Origin of the sequence: Filimonas lacunae, from assembly GCF_002355595.1 — a bacterium.
In the GTDB taxonomy this organism is placed as follows: Bacteria; Bacteroidota; Bacteroidia; order Chitinophagales; family Chitinophagaceae; genus Filimonas; species Filimonas lacunae.
Genome location: NZ_AP017422.1, coordinates 3,191,362 through 3,208,376 on the forward strand (window position 1 = coordinate 3,191,362; position 17,015 = coordinate 3,208,376).

The 17,015-nt window shown below is 43.3% G+C and carries 17 protein-coding genes; 6 read left to right on the plus strand and 11 right to left on the minus strand.

The window, feature by feature from the left end:
• Position 1: 1 nt before the first annotated feature.
• The 4 genes from FLA_RS12780 to FLA_RS12795 all read right to left on the minus strand — a co-directional run bounded on the left by FLA_RS12780 (position 2) and on the right by FLA_RS12795 (position 3,353).
• Positions 2–745, minus strand: coding sequence for an alpha/beta hydrolase (locus FLA_RS12780; protein WP_197705891.1), 744 nt, complete (start codon positions 743–745; stop codon positions 2–4).
• Positions 745–1,626 carry a 4,5-DOPA-extradiol-dioxygenase gene (ygiD, locus tag FLA_RS12785; RefSeq protein WP_231940434.1) on the minus strand — a complete coding sequence of 294 codons (882 nt, stop codon included), beginning with the start codon at positions 1,624–1,626 and terminating at the stop codon, positions 745–747. The genes FLA_RS12780 and ygiD overlap by 1 nt, the downstream gene beginning before the upstream one ends.
• 84 nt (positions 1,627–1,710) lie before the next feature.
• Positions 1,711–2,310, minus strand: a complete 600-nt coding sequence (locus FLA_RS12790) for a Crp/Fnr family transcriptional regulator (protein WP_076381041.1) — start codon at positions 2,308–2,310, stop codon at positions 1,711–1,713.
• Positions 2,311–2,417: 107 nt separating this feature from the next.
• Positions 2,418–3,353, minus strand: coding sequence for an NADP-dependent oxidoreductase (locus FLA_RS12795; RefSeq protein ID WP_076380913.1), 936 nt, complete (start codon positions 3,351–3,353; stop codon positions 2,418–2,420).
• Between the two features lie 117 nt (positions 3,354–3,470).
• Here FLA_RS12795 and FLA_RS12800 point away from each other — a divergent pair, with 117 nt between their 5' ends.
• On the plus strand, positions 3,471–4,316 hold the full coding sequence (locus FLA_RS12800; RefSeq protein ID WP_076380914.1) for an AraC family transcriptional regulator: 846 nt from the start codon (positions 3,471–3,473) through the stop codon (positions 4,314–4,316).
• Positions 4,317–4,373: 57 nt separating this feature from the next.
• Positions 4,374–5,675, plus strand: coding sequence for a condensation domain-containing protein (locus FLA_RS12805; RefSeq protein WP_084206385.1), 1,302 nt, complete (start codon positions 4,374–4,376; stop codon positions 5,673–5,675).
• A 94-nt stretch (positions 5,676–5,769) separates the two neighbouring features.
• Here FLA_RS12805 and FLA_RS12810 read toward each other — a convergent pair whose 3' ends face one another.
• The 4 genes from FLA_RS12810 to FLA_RS12825 all read right to left on the minus strand — a co-directional run bounded on the left by FLA_RS12810 (position 5,770) and on the right by FLA_RS12825 (position 9,380).
• A complete protein-coding gene (locus tag FLA_RS12810; protein WP_144264106.1) occupies positions 5,770–6,756 on the minus strand; it encodes a hypothetical protein in 987 nt (328 codons plus the stop codon).
• Positions 6,757–6,952: 196 nt separating this feature from the next.
• Positions 6,953–7,573, minus strand: coding sequence for a hypothetical protein (locus tag FLA_RS12815; protein ID WP_076380918.1), 621 nt, complete (start codon positions 7,571–7,573; stop codon positions 6,953–6,955).
• 72 nt (positions 7,574–7,645) lie between these two features.
• Positions 7,646–8,605, minus strand: a complete 960-nt coding sequence (locus tag FLA_RS12820) for a hypothetical protein (RefSeq protein ID WP_076380920.1) — start codon at positions 8,603–8,605, stop codon at positions 7,646–7,648.
• A gap of 1 nt (position 8,606) precedes the next feature.
• Positions 8,607–9,380: an HmuY family protein gene (locus tag FLA_RS12825; protein WP_144264107.1), complete on the minus strand. Its 774-nt coding sequence runs from the start codon at positions 9,378–9,380 to the stop codon at positions 8,607–8,609.
• Between the two features lie 322 nt (positions 9,381–9,702).
• On the opposite strand from FLA_RS12825, the gene FLA_RS12830 reads away from it, so the two are divergent.
• Positions 9,703–10,863, plus strand: coding sequence for a hypothetical protein (locus tag FLA_RS12830; protein WP_076380924.1), 1,161 nt, complete (start codon positions 9,703–9,705; stop codon positions 10,861–10,863).
• A gap of 27 nt (positions 10,864–10,890) precedes the next feature.
• On the opposite strand, the gene FLA_RS12835 is transcribed toward FLA_RS12830, so the two are convergent.
• Entirely contained in the window at positions 10,891–11,676 is a 786-nt protein-coding gene (locus tag FLA_RS12835) for an AraC family transcriptional regulator (protein WP_084206399.1), read from the minus strand.
• A 241-nt stretch (positions 11,677–11,917) separates the two neighbouring features.
• Between FLA_RS12835 and FLA_RS12840 the strand changes: the two genes are divergently transcribed.
• Genes FLA_RS12840 through FLA_RS12850 form a run of 3 tightly spaced genes read left to right on the plus strand, consistent with a single transcriptional unit; the run spans position 11,918 to position 15,880 of the window.
• Positions 11,918–13,219: a TolC family protein gene (locus tag FLA_RS12840; protein WP_076380926.1), complete on the plus strand. Its 1,302-nt coding sequence runs from the start codon at positions 11,918–11,920 to the stop codon at positions 13,217–13,219.
• A gap of 4 nt (positions 13,220–13,223) precedes the next feature.
• Entirely contained in the window at positions 13,224–14,285 is a 1,062-nt protein-coding gene (locus FLA_RS12845) for an HlyD family secretion protein (RefSeq protein WP_076380928.1), read from the plus strand.
• Positions 14,285–15,880, plus strand: a complete 1,596-nt coding sequence (locus FLA_RS12850) for an MFS transporter (RefSeq protein WP_076380929.1) — start codon at positions 14,285–14,287, stop codon at positions 15,878–15,880. The genes FLA_RS12845 and FLA_RS12850 overlap by 1 nt, the downstream gene beginning before the upstream one ends.
• Before the next feature lie 93 nt (positions 15,881–15,973).
• Here the strand turns inward: FLA_RS12850 and FLA_RS12855 are convergent, their stop codons facing one another.
• The gene (locus tag FLA_RS12855; RefSeq protein ID WP_076380931.1) at positions 15,974–16,414 is read right to left on the minus strand and encodes an acyl-CoA thioesterase; all 441 of its coding nucleotides are present in this window, start codon (positions 16,412–16,414) and stop codon (positions 15,974–15,976) included.
• Positions 16,415–16,475: 61 nt separating this feature from the next.
• A complete protein-coding gene (locus tag FLA_RS32045; RefSeq protein WP_076380933.1) occupies positions 16,476–16,925 on the minus strand; it encodes a DUF4395 domain-containing protein in 450 nt (149 codons plus the stop codon).
• Positions 16,926–17,015 lie beyond the last annotated feature (90 nt).

Sequence of the window (17,015 nt, forward strand, 5' to 3'; positions counted from 1 at the left end):
CTTACTGTTTCAACCACCCATTTAAATCAGCCAGCACACTTGCATTGATCTGGTGTCCCATTCCTGTATACTCGTGGTAACTTACAGGCAGCTGTAACGGTTGCAAAAAGGCTTTTGCCTCACGGGCATAGGTAACAGGCAATGTATTGTCCTGTGTGCCGTGGGAAATAAACACTTTCAATTGGTGCAAAGCAGGGCTGGCAGTAACCAATGGCTTTACTTCTTCCAGTAACCTGCCGCTTAATGCCATTACTCCCTGCACTTCATCAGGATGCGTCAAGCCAATGCTCAGGCTCATAATAGCTCCCTGGCTAAAGCCGCCCAGGTACACTTCTGCCAACTGGTATTTTTGCTTTACCTGGTGCATAAACCGGCGTATTAACTCACGGCTGCTTTGTTCCTGTTGAGCATTAAAAACTGGCTTGCCTGTAGAAAAGTCAACCTGGTACCAGGCATATCGATCGGCGCCTAAAGTCAGCGGGCCACGTGCCGAAATAATATAATAATCGGGAGGTAGCTGTTCAGCCAGCGCAAACAGATCGGCTTCATTGCTACCCACGCCATGCAATAATATCACGGCTTTATGTTTGGCAGGTTTAACCTGCGGTTCACGTACCAGGTATTGTAACACCAGGCTATCTGCCCCGGTTTCTTTTATCGTTACATTCATCATTGCTTCTACTTTACATACAAACACAGTTACCAACAGGAACAGACCTGCCAGCATTACTCTTCCGTTGTTCATTATCCGATTTTTACAGAGGTCATAGTCAATGAACCGCCTACTGCTTTGTCGTTGAAAAACGAAACCGCATCATTCTTACCCTGTAATGCCAGTGTGTACATCAATGGCAGGTAGTGTTCAGGCGTAGGGATGGCTAGCAGGGCTTCTTTACCCAGTTGGTTATATTGGATCAACGATTGGTGATTCCCTTCCTGAATCAGTGATTTGAACGTATTGTTCATTTGCGCTGCCCAGTCGTAAGCATATTCCTTTTCGTTGAGTTTATCCCAGGCTACCATGCGCAGGTTATGCACCATGTTACCACTGCCGATAATCAACACCCCTTTTTTACGCAGTGCGGCCAATTCTTTTCCCAGCTCGTAATGATATTGCGGGCCTTTGGAATAATCAATGCTCAACTGTAACACCGGTATATTGGCTTTGGGGTACATGTGCCTTATAATAGTCCAGGTACCGTGATCCAGGCCCCAGTCATGATCCAGCTCTACATGCGCTGAGTGAATCAGTCCGGCAGTTTCTTTTGCCAGCGCCGGGTTACCCGGTGCGGGATATTGTACATCAAACAGCTCTTTAGGAAACCCACCAAAATCGTGAATAGTTTTGGGAAAATCCATCGCTGTTATTTTAGTACCCTGGGTAAACCAGTGTGCCGATACCACCAGCACCGCCTTAGGTGTGGGTATTTCCTTGGCCATCTGTGTCCACCTGCGGCTGAATTCTGTATCTTCTATACCATTCTTAGGCGACCCATGCCCTACAAACAAAACAGGCATTAAATGCTCCTGCTGTTCCAGACCATCGGTGAAATTCTTGAATGCGGAAAGTGTTGTCATACCTAATACTCCTGTTGCCAATGTTTGAATAAACTTCTTACGCTCCATTATTTCCAGTTATTGACGATACTACAAAGGTACCCCACCCTGCCCTTCCGGTACAATGACTTCGGGCAATAAAAACCGTTGATTTTAATCAATGCTTTTGCTTTCCTTATCGGCATTCATCCGGCTGCGTATGCGGCTGAGCGTTTCGGGTTTTAGCCCCATATGCGAGGCTATCATGTGTTGCGGCACCCGCTGCACAATGTTGGGATAGGTTTCGGTAAATGCCTTGTACTGCTGTTCCAGCGACAGGCTTATCAAATTGGTAGTACGCCTTTGCAGGGCCATATAGCCTTCTGTCATCAATATCCTGAAATAGATCTCGTATTTAGGCTGGGTTTGCAGCAGCAGGTCGTGCGCAGCTTTACTAATAAGCAGCAGATCGCAATCTTCCAGCGCCTGAATGTTTAAGGTACCAGGTTCTTCTTTCATAAAGCTGCACAGATCGCCCATCGTCCACCCTTCCAGCGCAAAAGCGGTGATATGCTCATTCCCCTTGCCATCCAGCACAAAAGCCCGTAAAGCGCCTTTTTCCACAAAAACCACCTGTTTGCACACTTCGCCTTCCTGTAGCAGGTACTGCTTTTTCAGCAGCTTTTTAGGTGTCAGCTGCTGCACAACCCAAGCTTCTTCTTCCGGAGTCAGCTTTACTTTCTCATTGAACTTTTGCAGAAAAACCTCGAACATACTTTTCAGGCGATGGTTAAAAAGGTAAATATACAAAACAGCCGGCCGTGGAATCTCCATGCCGGCTGCTGTTTGTACCCGTTACCGGTATCCTGCATGATACCCCGTTACAACGTAACAACCACTTTACCCACTGTACGGCCACTCTCTACCTGTTCGTGCGCTTTACCCATCTCGTCAAAGGCAAAGGTTTGCGATACAACAGAGCGTATAATTCCTTGTTGCAGGTAGTCTGCTATCACTTTCATATCTTCTCCATCACTTTGTACCAGGTAGAAATAACCATTTACCCCTTTGGCTTTTGCCTTTTCTGTAACCGCTTCATTTAAACCAGAGGGAATGCTTACGATAGTACCACCGGCTTTGGTTACTTCCAGAGAATGATCAATATTGTCTCCACCAATAGTATCCAGCACTGTATCAAATTGGTAAGGACTGTTTCCCCAATCATATCCGTGGTAGTTAATATGTCCATCTGCTCCCAGTTGCAACACCTGCTCTTTGTTTTTATCGGAAGAACTACCTACTACATAAGCCCCCAGGTGCTTGGCTATCTGCACGGCATAATGTCCTACACCACCAGCTGCGGCATGCACCAGCACTTGTTGTCCTGCCTGTACATTCGCTTGTTTTAACAGCACCTGGTAAGCGGTTAATGCCGCCAGTGTGGCTGCTGCCGCTTCTTCGTGTGTTATGTTGGATGGTTTTAAGGCCAGATGTGATGCTGGTGCAGCTACATATTCTGCATATGCCTTACCGTGTCCGGGAAAGTTTACCATCCCAAACACTTCCTGCCCTACTTTAAAAGCACTGCTGTTGCTTTCTGTTACCACACCCGATATATCCCAGCCCAGTATCAATGGTTGTTGTTCTTTTATACGTCCATATACGCCCTTGCCGGCACGGCTTTTTACGTCTACGGGGTTTATGCTGATGGCTTTTACCTGTACCAGCACTTCTTCCGGTTGCAGGGTTGGTTTAGCTACTTCCTGTATCTGTAATGCTGCTATGCTTCCGGGCTGGTGTAATACAATTGCTTTCATTTTGCGTTATTTTGATAAGACAAAACTATACCAGCCAGGTGCCGTAAAAATGGTATATATTTTACGCAAATTGGTATATTTGCATCACAAACACCTTTATGGGTGAAATCAAGCAGTATGCAAAAAGAAAACCTGTACGAGCCTTTTTCTATCGCTTTTCAAACCCTGGACGAAGGGCCTAAGCAGGCACACAAGCATAATTTCTTTGAACTGGTGTATATCGTCTCTGGTTCGGGAGTGCAGTGTATTAACAAAAGCCAGTTTAGGTATACCGAGGGGCATATGTTCCTGATCACGCCCGAAGATTGCCATTCTTTTGAGGTAAACACTACTACCTCTTTCTTTTTCCTGCGTTTTAACAACATCTACCTTACCGAGGGTGGACTACCTAAAGAGAACATTCAACGACTGGAGTTTATACTGCAAAACGCCAATCATCAGCCAGGTTGTATATTAAAAAATCAGGTGGATAAGCAATTGGTACGCCCCATGGTTGATGCCATGATACGGGAATTTGTAAACCGCGATATATACAACCAGGAATTGATACAGCAACTGGTAAACACACTCATTATTGTAGTAGCCCGTAATATTGCCAAGTACCAACCCGCCGCTGTGACCGAACAAACCGAAGAGAAGGCGATGGATATATTACACTACATACAGGCGCATATTTACGAGCCGGATAAGCTTCGCGCCGAAAATATCAGCCAGCTATTTCATATTTCTCCCGCCTACCTCAGTCGCTATTTTAAACAGCATACCGGTGATACCATGCAGCAGTATATTGCCAATTATAAAATGAAGCTAATATTACACCGGCTGGAACACAGCGATAAACGCATTAGTGAAATAGCTTTTGAATTTAATTTCACAGATGAAAGTCATTTTAATAAATATTTTAAAAAGATAAAAGGCGCCAGTCCGCGGGAATACCGTAAGCAATTGTTGCAAACCAGTTAAACAATTTCGCGGCCAGGATGTTACTGTGGCTAATCCATTACCCCAACTACCTGGCTTATGAAAAGAAAACTACTCTTTCTGGAGAGATTCATGTATGGCAACGGCACCGCTCCTTTTCATGGTGTGTTTGGCCTCAAGCTTCATGGCTCTTTTACTCCGGAACAATTAACACAAGCGCTCGCAAGATTACAGGCCAAGTATCCCCTGCTGAACACTGTGGTGCAAAGGGATAAACGCGGAACTCCCTGGTTTGTTACCAGTTTGCAGCCAGCTCCCATACCCGTGCGTATTGTGCCGCGTAATAGTGAAGATGCCTGGATACAGGAAACTCATGCAGAATGGGCCATTCCCTTTAAACCGCAAAGCGAACCATTACTAAGAATAGTATGGTTACGTGCTGATGATGTATCAGACCTGTTACTTACCGTACATCATTGTGCCTTTGATGGCGGCTCAGTACTGACACTGGTAAATGACCTGCTTCTTGTACTGGACGAGCCGGTAAAAGATATTGGCCCTTGTTCTACTCCACCTTTTGAGCAAGTTCGTGATTTAATTCCCCACGCTATTTATTCCAACGCCAAAAACAGGATGAAACGGCTGGCTTTACAAGGAGTGGCTCAACTCGCTGCCGCTACCCTGGTAGTGGCAAAGGCACTGCACAAGCACTCCCCCATTACCAACCGGGAAGACTATTTAATTACCTGGAAAATAGATAAAGACACTTCTTCTGCTTTGCTCCGACGCTGCACCCAACGCCGGGTAACTACTCATGCTGCTTTATCTGCCGCCTTCCTGCTGGCCTTTCAGCAGATTAAAGGAACGCAGGCACGCAATAAGGTATTATGTCCGGTAGACATCAGAAGGTATGTAAAGGAGATAAAAAAAGATACCCTGTTTGCTTTTGGAATGGGTGTAAACCTGTCTATTGAAAAGGCGACTGGTAAAAACTTCTGGGAAGTAGCTGTGGATGTGCAGGCCGATTTAACCAAACAATCCAATAAATTAAACGGTTATCACTATCTCATGAATTTTGAATGTTTTCATCCTATACTTACCCGCGTATCTCAAAAGCAGGAAAAAGAGAAAGTCAATTATGACCTCGTATTTTCTAACCTGGGCAGGCTGGACATTCCTAAAAGCTTCTCTAAGTTTGAAGTAGCCGCTGTTTATCCTTCCACAGTAATGGGGCCTACAGGTAATTACAATACCGTTTTAACCAACACCTTCCGGGGCGAAATGTCGTTTTCCTTTACTGGCAGCACTCATCATTTTACTTATAAAGAAGCCATGGCTGTAAAGAATATAGCCATGGCATTATTACTACAGGAAGAGTTGGCGCAAATGCCGGTGAACTGAATTTAAAATAGCATATCGTACGTTCATGAGTAGACATACGTGAACGGCATTGCTATTATCCGGATATTCCTGCATACCGCATGAGCATATACTGTCAGGGAGCCTGTACAGTAATGCTTCTTGTAGCAGTATTAATATTTAAGTTAGCAGTTCCGGCATCGTTATAAGCGCTGGCTGTATATGTATAGGTAAACCTTCTGTACTCTCCCAACGGTACACTTTCAGGCACTCTGAACGTAACGGAAGTTGCGGTAGTGCCCACTACCTCCAATGAATACAATGTTGTACTGGATGCAGTAGTGCCAATTTTTGCTCCATTGATATAGGTTGCATTGGTACCAACAAGTGTAAATGTAGTTCCTGACTTTACACTTGTTGCCGCTGTGGGCAAAGTAAAAGCAGGAACTGCAGGCGCCACAATAAGAGCATCTGTCGATACCACAGTTCTATTACCTGTGACTACTTTAAATTTAAAAGAAGTGCCTGTTGCAAAATTAAAGCGCGACAATGGTTCCAATACAAGACCTATTTTCTGTATGCTGTTTATAGTTATAGGTTTTTCTGTTCCATCACCGGACATTACCAGGAACGCATGGGTTTTTGAAGTATCAGCAATAAAGTAGTTGCCATTGATGACTACAGTATTAGTTAAAACTCTCACCAGTTTCATGTCTTTGTAAGTAATACTGGTAAAAGAACTGATATAAGGTATGGGTTGATACTCCGGGATCTTTAACCGGTAAACAAATTGACTACCATCCTGCGCGGTTACCGTATAGGTGGTGGTAGAATCAAAAGCAACTTTTACTCCTGAGGCAGGCTTTATGATGGCATTTTTGGAAAAGGTTATTACCGGCGTAATACTGTCAGGCATAGCCTGATAAGATGGCCAGTAAATAATAATGTCGTTACCTGCAATGCTTGCACTTAGTGCAGAGCCGGCAGTGTTTTGTATGGTAAAGCTTTCCAACTTATTATAGGGGCTATCCTGGTAATCTTTCTGGCAAGCTGCTAAAAAAAGAAAAGAACATAAAGTTACAGCGGGTACAATTGTAGCGAAGTTAAAAACTCCGGACTTCATATTAAATATCATTATATCGGGCTTATTTTATAAACCGGGCGCAAATTGTTATAATTTGCGTCCCGGCATTGTTATTATCTGGTAAATGATCACTTAATGCAAGCCATCCTTAAAGAGGCCGTATTCTTTTGCTGAGCATCGGCCTCTTTTCTTTGTACAACTTTGCATAAATTGACTTTTAGAGGTGCTAAAGTTGCTATTTCAAACGTTTGTATTTAAAGGATACGTTTCCTTTATACAGTCCGCTTCCAGTAGGAGTTTCAGTATAAGTAATGGTGGTAATCTGTAAAACATATATAACGCTCGAAGCTGCTAAAGAAGCTCCGTTATACAGTATTACATAACGGCCACTTACAGGAGCAACCTGGTGCGTGCTAAGATCATAACCATACCAGCCAGCCGAGCCACTATTGTAACCAAGTTTAGAAGCAGGGTTGAGTATTGCACCGCCGATTGTGGTGAGAGAAATAGCAGCTAATGTGGTTCCTGACACATCAACATACCCAAGGTTTCTGCCTGATCCGGGAGAAACATCGCCACACCAGGCTCCGTCGAAAATCAGGTGTGTTGTATCTCCGGTGCCAGCGACACCAGGTTTGAATAAATCATATGAAACAGTTCCCCAATTGCCTGTAGAGCCACCTGCATCTGCCAAAGGAGTAGTAAACGCTCCATTCACAATACTATCAATTCCAACATAAGCCACAGTGCCATTTACTGTTAAAGAAGGATTAGAAGCATCTTTTTTGCTACATGCAGCAAATACCATTAAAGCCATTGCCGCTACGCCTGTTAGTTTTAAGAATTTGTTTTTCATTTTTTATTTTTTATTGGTTAACCAAATTGCAAACACCCTGAAAACACCTCATTTCCAGATAATTATTTTTAGTTAAGTGATAGCTAAAGTGGTGGTAGTGGTAAAGGATTCCCACCCGTTGAAGAGTACAGTAAAGGTAGTAATATATGAACCTGCTTTAAACGTTGCAGGCACACTTACAACAATTGTTGTAGCTGTTTGAGATACCACCGGAAACTGATAAGTGACTCCATCGATTACACCTGAAACAGAATTAAGACGTGTAATCACTGTATTATACGATTGTATAGTAAATGTTCCTCCTACCGTTGCTGTTGGGTTTAACAACAACAACTGTGGCTGTGTGTATACTAAACGGATAGGATACTGACTTTGCACACTATCGTTATATACTTTTACTCTTATATAGTATAAACCAGTATCCAGCGTGCCCGGAATACGCAGGCCTCCAACATAAGCAGTATTGTTACCACCTACAGATATGGTATAAGCACTGGTTCCATCTCCGCTCAATGCTGTACTTTTTTGGGTGATTTTATTGACCAGGGATACATGCACCTTGCCAATGTCAACAGTGTTCAGCATACCGCCCACCTCTATGTTTTCATTAGGACTGTATGTGGCAGTGTATGTAGCGGAAGATTGTTCACTCACTGTAAGCACACCTATCTTCTGTACTTCTATATCCAGCTTATACTTACGGGTGCTTCCATCGCTGCCAACTACTGTGTAATAAACAGCTGTATCTGTAATGGGCACAGGCAAAATCTCCTCTTTTAATGCTGCGCCGACTGACACCGTAATTTCAGGATCAACAACAGTCAATTCATAGTAAAAAGGAACATATAAAGTAATCGTATTATCAATGTTATTGATTGAGCCATATAGATAGCCATCAGAAACTGCTACTTTATAAGAGGTTACCTGATTTGCCGGCTCATGTTCATAATCTACAGTTTTTTTACAGGAAGATAACAGAAACAAACCTGCTAATGTAAGCAATACGTTACTTGCTTTTTTGATACGCATCATTTTATTTGATTTCGAATTTTGTGCTTCCGGCAGGAACGATTATATATTCAAAAGTGAAATACATATGGGGGGCGTCTCTATGCCAATCGGCTTGTGTATAAAGATCTTTATAGCAACTGATCATTTTAATTTTTGCATAATGCCCTTTAGCGGTTTTCACTACCACAGTGCGCGGATTTATTTTGCTGCCATTAACCAATGTAAGGCTATCTCCGAGTGCATAAGCCACATGCTGATCGTCATAGGCTCCACTACGTACTCTGGTGCCGCCAAAGTCGTACAAATACCATCCCATCCCGGCACCATAGTCACCAGCATCATCGGTTCCGATAATGTCTTTGGTTGTTTTAAATTGTGCATCAGCAGGAATATTAATCACATCGTCAAATGCTTTGTCTAATACAAGAATGCCACCTTTACCACTGGCTCCATAGCCGTAATTGGCAGAAGCTGCCCCATTATTGCCACTTAAAAAACTATTATACAATCCACCAAAAGCAATATCCCAACGGTTGGTTTTAGCATACGAACTGGTTACCTGTGCTTTATTTTCCAGGCTGAATAATACAGTTGATGCCGCATTATTAGGATCATCTACGGTAGTAGCCACAAAATTCTCTACCCGGTATAGTTTATAAAAAACGGTATCCGAAGTGGCAGTATCCGGATCGGTACCAGTGTCTACAGAATCTTTTTTACACGAAGTGGTTAACATAGCGGGCAGCAGAAAGGCTGCTATTACTAACCGGCTCATTAATACTATTGTTGTACGCATGAAAAATGGCTATTTAAATCTTAACTGCCTGTTTTAAAAGGCACTCAAAGATCTAAACAGCCACAAATCATTAACGGAAAAATAGCAACCTTATCGGGAAATTTTTAACACGTACTTTGCAATAGATTTTTTATTGATATAATAATAAAGGGAACTTCCTGAAAAGGCAATAAAATTCAATTTACAATTCGACAATTGAGGTAAGCCGATGTGTTCATATCTTCTCCACATTATCTCATGCCAACATCCATTTACTATTCCGCTACCGCAGTAACATTTATTTAAAATGGCCTATATTTAGCCCACAATCATTATCATACTAATGAAAACAACAGGAAAAAGGATCGATTCGCAGCCAGCAGTTCAACAATATCAGGCAGTCTCAGCTAATCCCCTTCAGCTGTTGCAACGTAAACCTGCTGCCAATCCGTTCTTGCAAAAGGCTGTTACCTCTCCTACACACAGGGTTAATCCTATGCAATTGCTATCTGCCGGCAAGCAGTTTACTCCGGTAGCACAACGTACTGTAAGACAAGGGGGGCAACGGCAAACATATGAAGCTGTTCAGGAATGGTATTCTCAACAACCGGATACATTATTTCAAACCTGTCCGGCAAAAATGCTGGAAAAAGTATTAACTGCTAATGCGGGCATCATAAATCTGGAAGACTTTGAAGGCAGAGACAACGCCGGCACTCTTTTTCTGGAAACCATCACAGAACGTTATAAGATACTTACAGGCCAGGAGCAACTGAACCAGGTTTCTCATGGAGTATTGGGCAATGTTGATCATATTCGGCGGATTCTTTCATTTATGCCTATAACAACCCTGGCTAATGTGCGTGGCGTTAATCACTTCCTCAAAAGACTGGTTGATTCCCAATTAGTGTTCAGTTTAAAATTCTACGATAGAAATTATACTGTTAATGTAAAATTTGCAGATATCAATAACTATTTGAAGCCATACAGGCTTCATGGTTTTCATGGTACATCCAAAGCAGATGCACCTTCTTTATATAGCGGCTTAAAGGAAAGAAAAGAAGAGAGCGAAAAAGTATATAAAACCAGCCAGCTAGGACCTGGTTTTTATTTAACGGAAGGAACAGGCGATACAGAAAGGGTTTATTCAGATACCGTTGCCAGCGAACGCCGTAAAATGACAGCTACCAGTTCTATGATTATGCGGGTCTTTATCAATGTAGAAGAAGAAAGCCCTTCTTTTGAAGTACCGGAAGAAATGTGGGCAGATATGGAAAAAAACACTATACCTCCTGCCTTGACAGATCTATGCAAAACGCCGCAGTTACTTACCTCTGCCATTGTTAAGAATGAACATATACGGCAAATAAAGGTAAATCCGGCTTTATTTAAACTGGTACGAGTGTTACCCCCCAAAGGCATGCTGGACAGCGAATTCCAATCCTGGATAACCAGTATGTTAATGGCTAATCCATTTGAGTTTGGAAACGTAGTTTACGATTAGTAAGTAAACTTTGCCTGGTTAATACATTTATAACTTAAACTCACTCGGCCGCATACCTACTATCTGCTGGAAAGTATTACTGAACGCAGAGATGCTTTCATAGCCCGTTTTAAAAGCAATTTCACTGATATTCTGATCGGCTTTCAGCAGCATTTCAATGCCTTTTATTACGCGCAGCATTTTAAGGTATTGCAAGAAAGAAATATCCATCTCGGTGCGAAACAACCGGTATAAACTACGCTCGCTAAATCCAAACTGGGGCGCCAGCTCAGGCATGGATAGTTTTTCGGAAATATTCTCGTGCAGGTAACGTAACACCGGGCGCAGTTTTAAATTATCGGTGGTAGGTAACGCAATTGGTAAAGGCTGCTTACTTACTTCCGGCAGCAGGCTTTTAATAGCGGTTAATAAATCGTAGCCGGGCGCACCTTTATGAATATTACCTATCCAATTTTCGGTATATAACAACAATTCATAAATAAGATTGCTGGCCGGGTAAATACCCAGCTTGTCAAAAAAGGGTTGCTTTTTTAACAGTAGTGCCGGAAAATACAGGTTGCGTACAGAATAGGCGGTATCCCGCTGTTCCAGGTAGTGCGGCATACCCGGCGGCACCCACACATAATGGCGGGCAGGTAAAAAATACGACTTATCGTTCGTATGCAGGAAAGCTGACCCGCCCTGAAAATAAGTTAACTGTCCTTTGTTATGGGTATGCATCTTATGCCTGAACTCGGCTTTGGTATGCCATATATAATAGCAACCGGGCACTTCATCCACCAATGGCAACACGGAATCATTAACGGGCTCCATATTCTTTTTCACTTTCATTTGCTTATTGGCGTGCCCCTGCTATAGGGCATCCGGTTTGTAAATTACAATTTTCAGCCAATTTACGGCTGGCAGAAATGGACAAATGCCTTTTGGCAGAATTCATATAATCTTTGGCATATTAGAAAAAAGGGAAGTTGCTAATTCGCTCCAACTTTGCAATTGTAATAATTGTTTAACACGTTTTATGTCTATACCCCGTTTATGGTTATCCACACTATGTATGTGTTTACCGATAACCGTTTTCTGCCAGAATGCCCAACTGCCCACTTATGAAATGCATGTTTCTTTAAATGAAATATGGGATCGCGCAGAAAAGAACAATAAAGCATTATTGGCCCAGAATCAAAAACTGGTGCAAAGTGAAGAAGAAGTCATTCAATCAAAAAGAGAGCAACTTCCCGAACTTGGTTTGGCTGGCAATGTGGCCAGGGTTACCAACATGCCGGTGTACACACATGGTTTATTTAACGGGCCGGATATGTTTCCCGTTTTACATTATACCTATACTTTAGGAGGCGAAGCGCAGTTTTTGTTATACAATGGAGGTAAAGTCAAGCGCAATATTGAGATAGAAAAGATTAAGCATGAAGTGGCTACTGAGATCAGGAATTCAACACGTAACGAAATGCGCTTCAAAGCCGCCTCCTGGTACCTTACCCTTAAACGCAGCTATTTTTTTCGCACACTTTTGCGGGAAGATATTAAAGAGCAGGAAAAACTGCTGCTGCAGATAAGGGAAATGCATAAGAATGGTGTAGTGCTGAAAACAGACGTACTACGGGCGGAATTGCGACTGTCTAACCAGCAGATGAACCTGAAAGAAGTAGAAAATAATATTATTATTGGTAGCGCCCAGCTGGATGTGGTAAGCGGCCTCCCCGACTCGGTAATCATTGTACCGGACACCCTCCCCCGCCAGATAGCCAGTCCACTGCTCGCCGGCAACGAAACCACGCAGGTAAACAGCGCCCTGGCCAACGATTTTACTTATAAAATAGCCGAAGCCGAACTGGCAGGTAGTAAATTACAACTAAAACAGGTGCAGGCGAATCTGAGCCCTAAAGTGGGTTTGTTTGCCGACTTTAAATATTCTTACCCCCAAATATTCCTGTATCCTTACGAGGGGGCTATATACAGTATCGGCCTATATGGCGTAAAGGTATCCATGCCTTTATCAGAACTGTATAGGAACAAACACCGCGTAGCGGCAGCCAGAAGCAGTATTGTTCAGAAAGAGATACAGCTGTCTGATAAGCGCGACGAGCTGGCGGTGCAGGTAAAGCAGCTGTACATTAAATACAACGAATCGCTGGAGCGGATTGATGTGGCTAAAACCAGCATCAAACGGGCCGAAGAAAACCTGCGCATCTTTCGCGAAACATATCTGAACCAGTTATCCCTGATGACGGATTTACTGGATGCCGAAAACCAGTTGCTGCAGGCACGGTTTGATCTGGCTTCTGCCAACATCGCTTCTGATATGCTGTACTACCAATTACAAAAAACGATAGGAATTCTATAATTATATGAGTAACCCAAAACAAAACAAGGCGGATAAAATTGTAACCCGCATTACCTCCGTTTTATCAATTATTATACTGGCTGGCCTGGGCTTCTGGGGCATAAGGGTATGGCTTAACGCCAAAGCTTATGAAGAAACCAACGATGCGCAGGTAGAAGAGTATATTAATCCTATAGCCGTGAAAGTTTCCGGCTATATACAGGAAATCAGGTTTGAAGAAAACCAGGATGTGCAAAGAGGAGACACCTTATTAATTATTGATAACAGCGAGTATCTTTCGCAACAGGAAGAAGCCAGCGCCTCCCTGCAAAATGCCAAAGCGCAGTTAAACGTACTGGAAAGCGGCATTCACACGCAGGAAAAAACAGCTACGGTAACAGTAGCACAGATTGAAGCAGCCAAAGCTAAATTATGGAAGGCACAGCAGGAGTTTGACCGTTACAAAAAACTATTGGCTTCAGAAGCTGTTACCCAACAACAATTCGAAAATATAAGCACTGCACTGGATGTAGCTAAGGCCGATTACCAGGCTACACAGGACGCTTATACTGCCTCCCTGGCTAAAGTAACCGACATAGCCATGCAAAAGCAGGCGGCCTCTTCCGAAATCAAGCGTAAAGAAGCGGTTTTACACCTGCATAATATACAGGTAGGCTATACGGTAATCACCGCTCCTTACACTGGCAAAATGGGGCGCCGCACGGTGCAGGAAGGACAGCTGGTAAGCGCCGGACAAACCATCGGTTTTATTGTAAACCACGAAGCCGGTAAATGGGTGGTAGCCAATTTCAAAGAAACACAGGTAAGAAATATGTATGTAGGCGAGGAAAGTGATATTGAACTGGACGCCTACCCCGGCAAAATATTCAAAGGCAAAATAGAATCACTGAGCGGCGCTACCGGTTCTAAGTTTTCACTGCTGCCGCCGGATAACGCTACCGGTAACTTTGTAAAAATTGCACAGCGTATTCCAGTACGGATACGCCTGATGCCGGCAACAGATTCACTTCAGGGCGTAACAGCAGGCATGAGCGCTACTGTGATCATTAAAAAGCAAAAAGCATAATGAATCCCTCTACTTCCCTGTTTAAAGCATGGGTTCCGTTATGGCTGGCTAAAATAGCTGTGTTCCTGGTGTTGTTTACCACTACCATGCTATTAGCCATTGGTACGGTAAACGTAAATGCAGCTGCCGGCTATTATGGTGTGGAGCCTGCGGATATTTCGTATACCATGCTGGTGTTTTATGCGGCCCTGGTTTCATTTATTCCCATAGAAAGAAGGCTGAGCAGCCGCATTCAGGTAAAACATTACCTGGTGCTGGTGTTGGTGTTAAACACGGTACTTAGCTTACTTAGTTATGCTTCTGCTGATATACGCGAGATATATGTGCTGCGTTTCATGCACGGCTTTTGTTGTGGCGCAGTGGTGTCGGTGGGGTTAGGGCTTATTTTCAGGAACCTGAATTCGGAACGCGCACGCGAAATAGGCTATTCGTTGTTTTACTGCATGCTGCTTACCGTGCCCCCATTTACCTCACTGGTAACCACAGAACTGGTAGATACCATTAATTTTAATAAGGTTTACCTCGTAGTGGCCGCGGCCCCTATTCCGGGTTTTGTGTTATTATATTTTTTGTTGAGCCCCGGCTACCTGGGTAAGCGAAAAATAGCTTTGTATCAGTTTGAGTGGCACAGCTTCGTTTTCCTGGCTATTACATTGTTATGTATTGCTTACGTGTTTGTATATGGACAAGAAAAAGAATGGCTGGAAGATGCCGGCATTGTACGCTGTATTGTAATAGTGCTGGTATTGTCGGCAATCAATGTCATACGCCAACGCAGCCTGAAGCGCCCTTTTCTGCATATAGAAGTGTTTAAAGCACGTAACTTTTGCTTAGGTGCACTGCTGCTGGTAATATTATATATAGCCAGAGGGGCACTCAACATCACTACTTCTTATTTTTCCACGGTGGTAGGCATGGATCCGTTCCAGCTCAACACTCTCATGATATGGAATATGGTCGGGGCCGTAACCGGCGTCTTTCTTTCTTCTCGCATGTTACTGGCCCTACATCATATCCGACGTATTTTATTTATCGGCTTTACAGTGCTGTTTGCCTTTCATGGCTGGATGTATTTCCTGTTCAGCCAGAATGCCGATGTTACCCTCTTCCCTATCCCATTGTTTATGCAAGGGCTGGGTGCAGGGCTGCTTATTACGCCTATTGTGTTGTTTACTGTATCTGCTGTTCCACAGCAGATATCCGGCTCGGCTGCTATGACGGGCATGGCTTTCCGTTTCTTTGGCACCAGCTTAAGTACCGGACTGGTCAACTACTTTCAGATGGATCTGGTTAAAAAGCACTACGATCAAACGATACAGGATGTAACCTTAGCGCAAACCACCACACAGGAAAGATTGAATCTGTATAAGAGTGTCCTGTCTGCACGTGGTATGGGCAGTGAGCAGGCGGGCAAGGCGGCATATGGCCTGTTAAACAAAGCAGGCACATCAGTAAGCTTTACCCGCTTTGCGATGGATTACTACTGGGGTATTTGTGCCATGATAGTGGCCACCTTGTTGCTGGTGATGCTATCACCGGTGATTAATAAAACCTGGATACAAGCCAAACAAAAGTTTCCAATACCATCCTTCTAATACACCAACAGCCCTAGCATTCATTTGCTAAGGCTGTTTAATATTTTGTAGTAAAGCTTACTTATCTGTTGTTGCCTTACTTATATCTTCATTTTAATCCGTCCAGGTAAAACCTTCCGCTTTAGGAAGTTTTTCAAACAAGGGACACATTTCTTCCGGAGGTGCGGTTAGTTTACGTAGCTGTGTATTGATAAAAGCGCCATCTACATTTACAATAGCAGCCAGCGTGTCGCCGTTTTTCACTATTTCATGTGTCCAGCTCCAGCGGCTGTAATCACGTCTTGATTTAGTGAGCTGTAAACTCACTTCAATAGTATCGCCAAAATGTATTTCTCTTTTAAAGATGGCTTCCTCTCTAAACAGCACCGGCCCCAGCTGATGTTTGGCCAGGAAAGCTGCTCCAAAACCGGCATGGTTTAAACAAAGGATACGTGAAGTGGCTCCCCAGTCGTAGTACACATTGTGTCGTACATGAAAGTTTGGGTCGAGATCTGACCAGCGAACTTCAAAGGAGTAACGTGTCTTTATGTCCATAATGATTCATTCTTCTCTTAAAGGTAAGATGAACCGGTGGGTAACAATACTTTTTTTCCAGTCAGGAATGCTGCCTGTTTTTTTGACTGAGGTTAACGAATGGTATCACTATCCAGTTATACATATAACACCCCAGGCAGATTTTAAAAACAGATTCCAACACTGCGCAAGCCAGAAGAATGAATGCAGTAATATAGTATAAAGTAATAAGTTGAAAGTGTAGAAATAAGAAGATAAGTATAGAGAACACACTACCTACAGCTGCAGCAAACTTTTTAGGAGGGGCAAAAATAGGTTTCGGTGGCCAATGAGCCTGCTTCGCTACTGCTTTTGCCGCCCATGCTAATGGGGAAGGCAACCTGGTAAATGCGCGCAAGGCAAAATCTACCGTCAATAATACAGCAAGCCATTCCCACCCGGTAAATAACAACACTATTGTTATTACACTTACCAGTGCTGCTACAATGCGTACAACGTGTTCATCGATATATAAGCCTTTTACATCACTCATATACAATTCAACAAACGGGATGTTCTCCTGTTTGATAGGTAAAACTAACTTAATTTAATTATCCTACAAAATAAGTTGGTTAATAACTTC

Bases quoted from the DNA above. Each gene is read 5' to 3' on its own strand.
- FLA_RS12780 (WP_197705891.1), bottom strand. From the start codon at position 745: ATGAACAACGGAAGAGTAATGCTGGCAGGTCTGTTCCTGTTGGTAACT.
- ygiD (WP_231940434.1), bottom strand. From the start codon at position 1,626: ATGGAGCGTAAGAAGTTTATTCAAACATTGGCAACAGGAGTATTAGGT.
- FLA_RS12790 (WP_076381041.1), bottom strand. From the start codon at position 2,310: ATGTTCGAGGTTTTTCTGCAAAAGTTCAATGAGAAAGTAAAGCTGACT.
- FLA_RS12795 (WP_076380913.1), bottom strand. From the start codon at position 3,353: ATGAAAGCAATTGTATTACACCAGCCCGGAAGCATAGCAGCATTACAG.
- FLA_RS12800 (WP_076380914.1), top strand. From the start codon at position 3,471: ATGCAAAAAGAAAACCTGTACGAGCCTTTTTCTATCGCTTTTCAAACC.
- FLA_RS12805 (WP_084206385.1), top strand. From the start codon at position 4,374: ATGAAAAGAAAACTACTCTTTCTGGAGAGATTCATGTATGGCAACGGC.
- FLA_RS12810 (WP_144264106.1), bottom strand. From the start codon at position 6,756: ATGAAGTCCGGAGTTTTTAACTTCGCTACAATTGTACCCGCTGTAACT.
- FLA_RS12815 (WP_076380918.1), bottom strand. From the start codon at position 7,573: ATGAAAAACAAATTCTTAAAACTAACAGGCGTAGCGGCAATGGCTTTA.
- FLA_RS12820 (WP_076380920.1), bottom strand. From the start codon at position 8,605: ATGATGCGTATCAAAAAAGCAAGTAACGTATTGCTTACATTAGCAGGT.
- FLA_RS12825 (WP_144264107.1), bottom strand. From the start codon at position 9,380: ATGCGTACAACAATAGTATTAATGAGCCGGTTAGTAATAGCAGCCTTT.
- FLA_RS12830 (WP_076380924.1), top strand. From the start codon at position 9,703: ATGAAAACAACAGGAAAAAGGATCGATTCGCAGCCAGCAGTTCAACAA.
- FLA_RS12835 (WP_084206399.1), bottom strand. From the start codon at position 11,676: ATGGAGCCCGTTAATGATTCCGTGTTGCCATTGGTGGATGAAGTGCCC.
- FLA_RS12840 (WP_076380926.1), top strand. From the start codon at position 11,918: ATGTGTTTACCGATAACCGTTTTCTGCCAGAATGCCCAACTGCCCACT.
- FLA_RS12845 (WP_076380928.1), top strand. From the start codon at position 13,224: ATGAGTAACCCAAAACAAAACAAGGCGGATAAAATTGTAACCCGCATT.
- FLA_RS12850 (WP_076380929.1), top strand. From the start codon at position 14,285: ATGAATCCCTCTACTTCCCTGTTTAAAGCATGGGTTCCGTTATGGCTG.
- FLA_RS12855 (WP_076380931.1), bottom strand. From the start codon at position 16,414: ATGGACATAAAGACACGTTACTCCTTTGAAGTTCGCTGGTCAGATCTC.
- FLA_RS32045 (WP_076380933.1), bottom strand. From the start codon at position 16,925: ATGAGTGATGTAAAAGGCTTATATATCGATGAACACGTTGTACGCATT.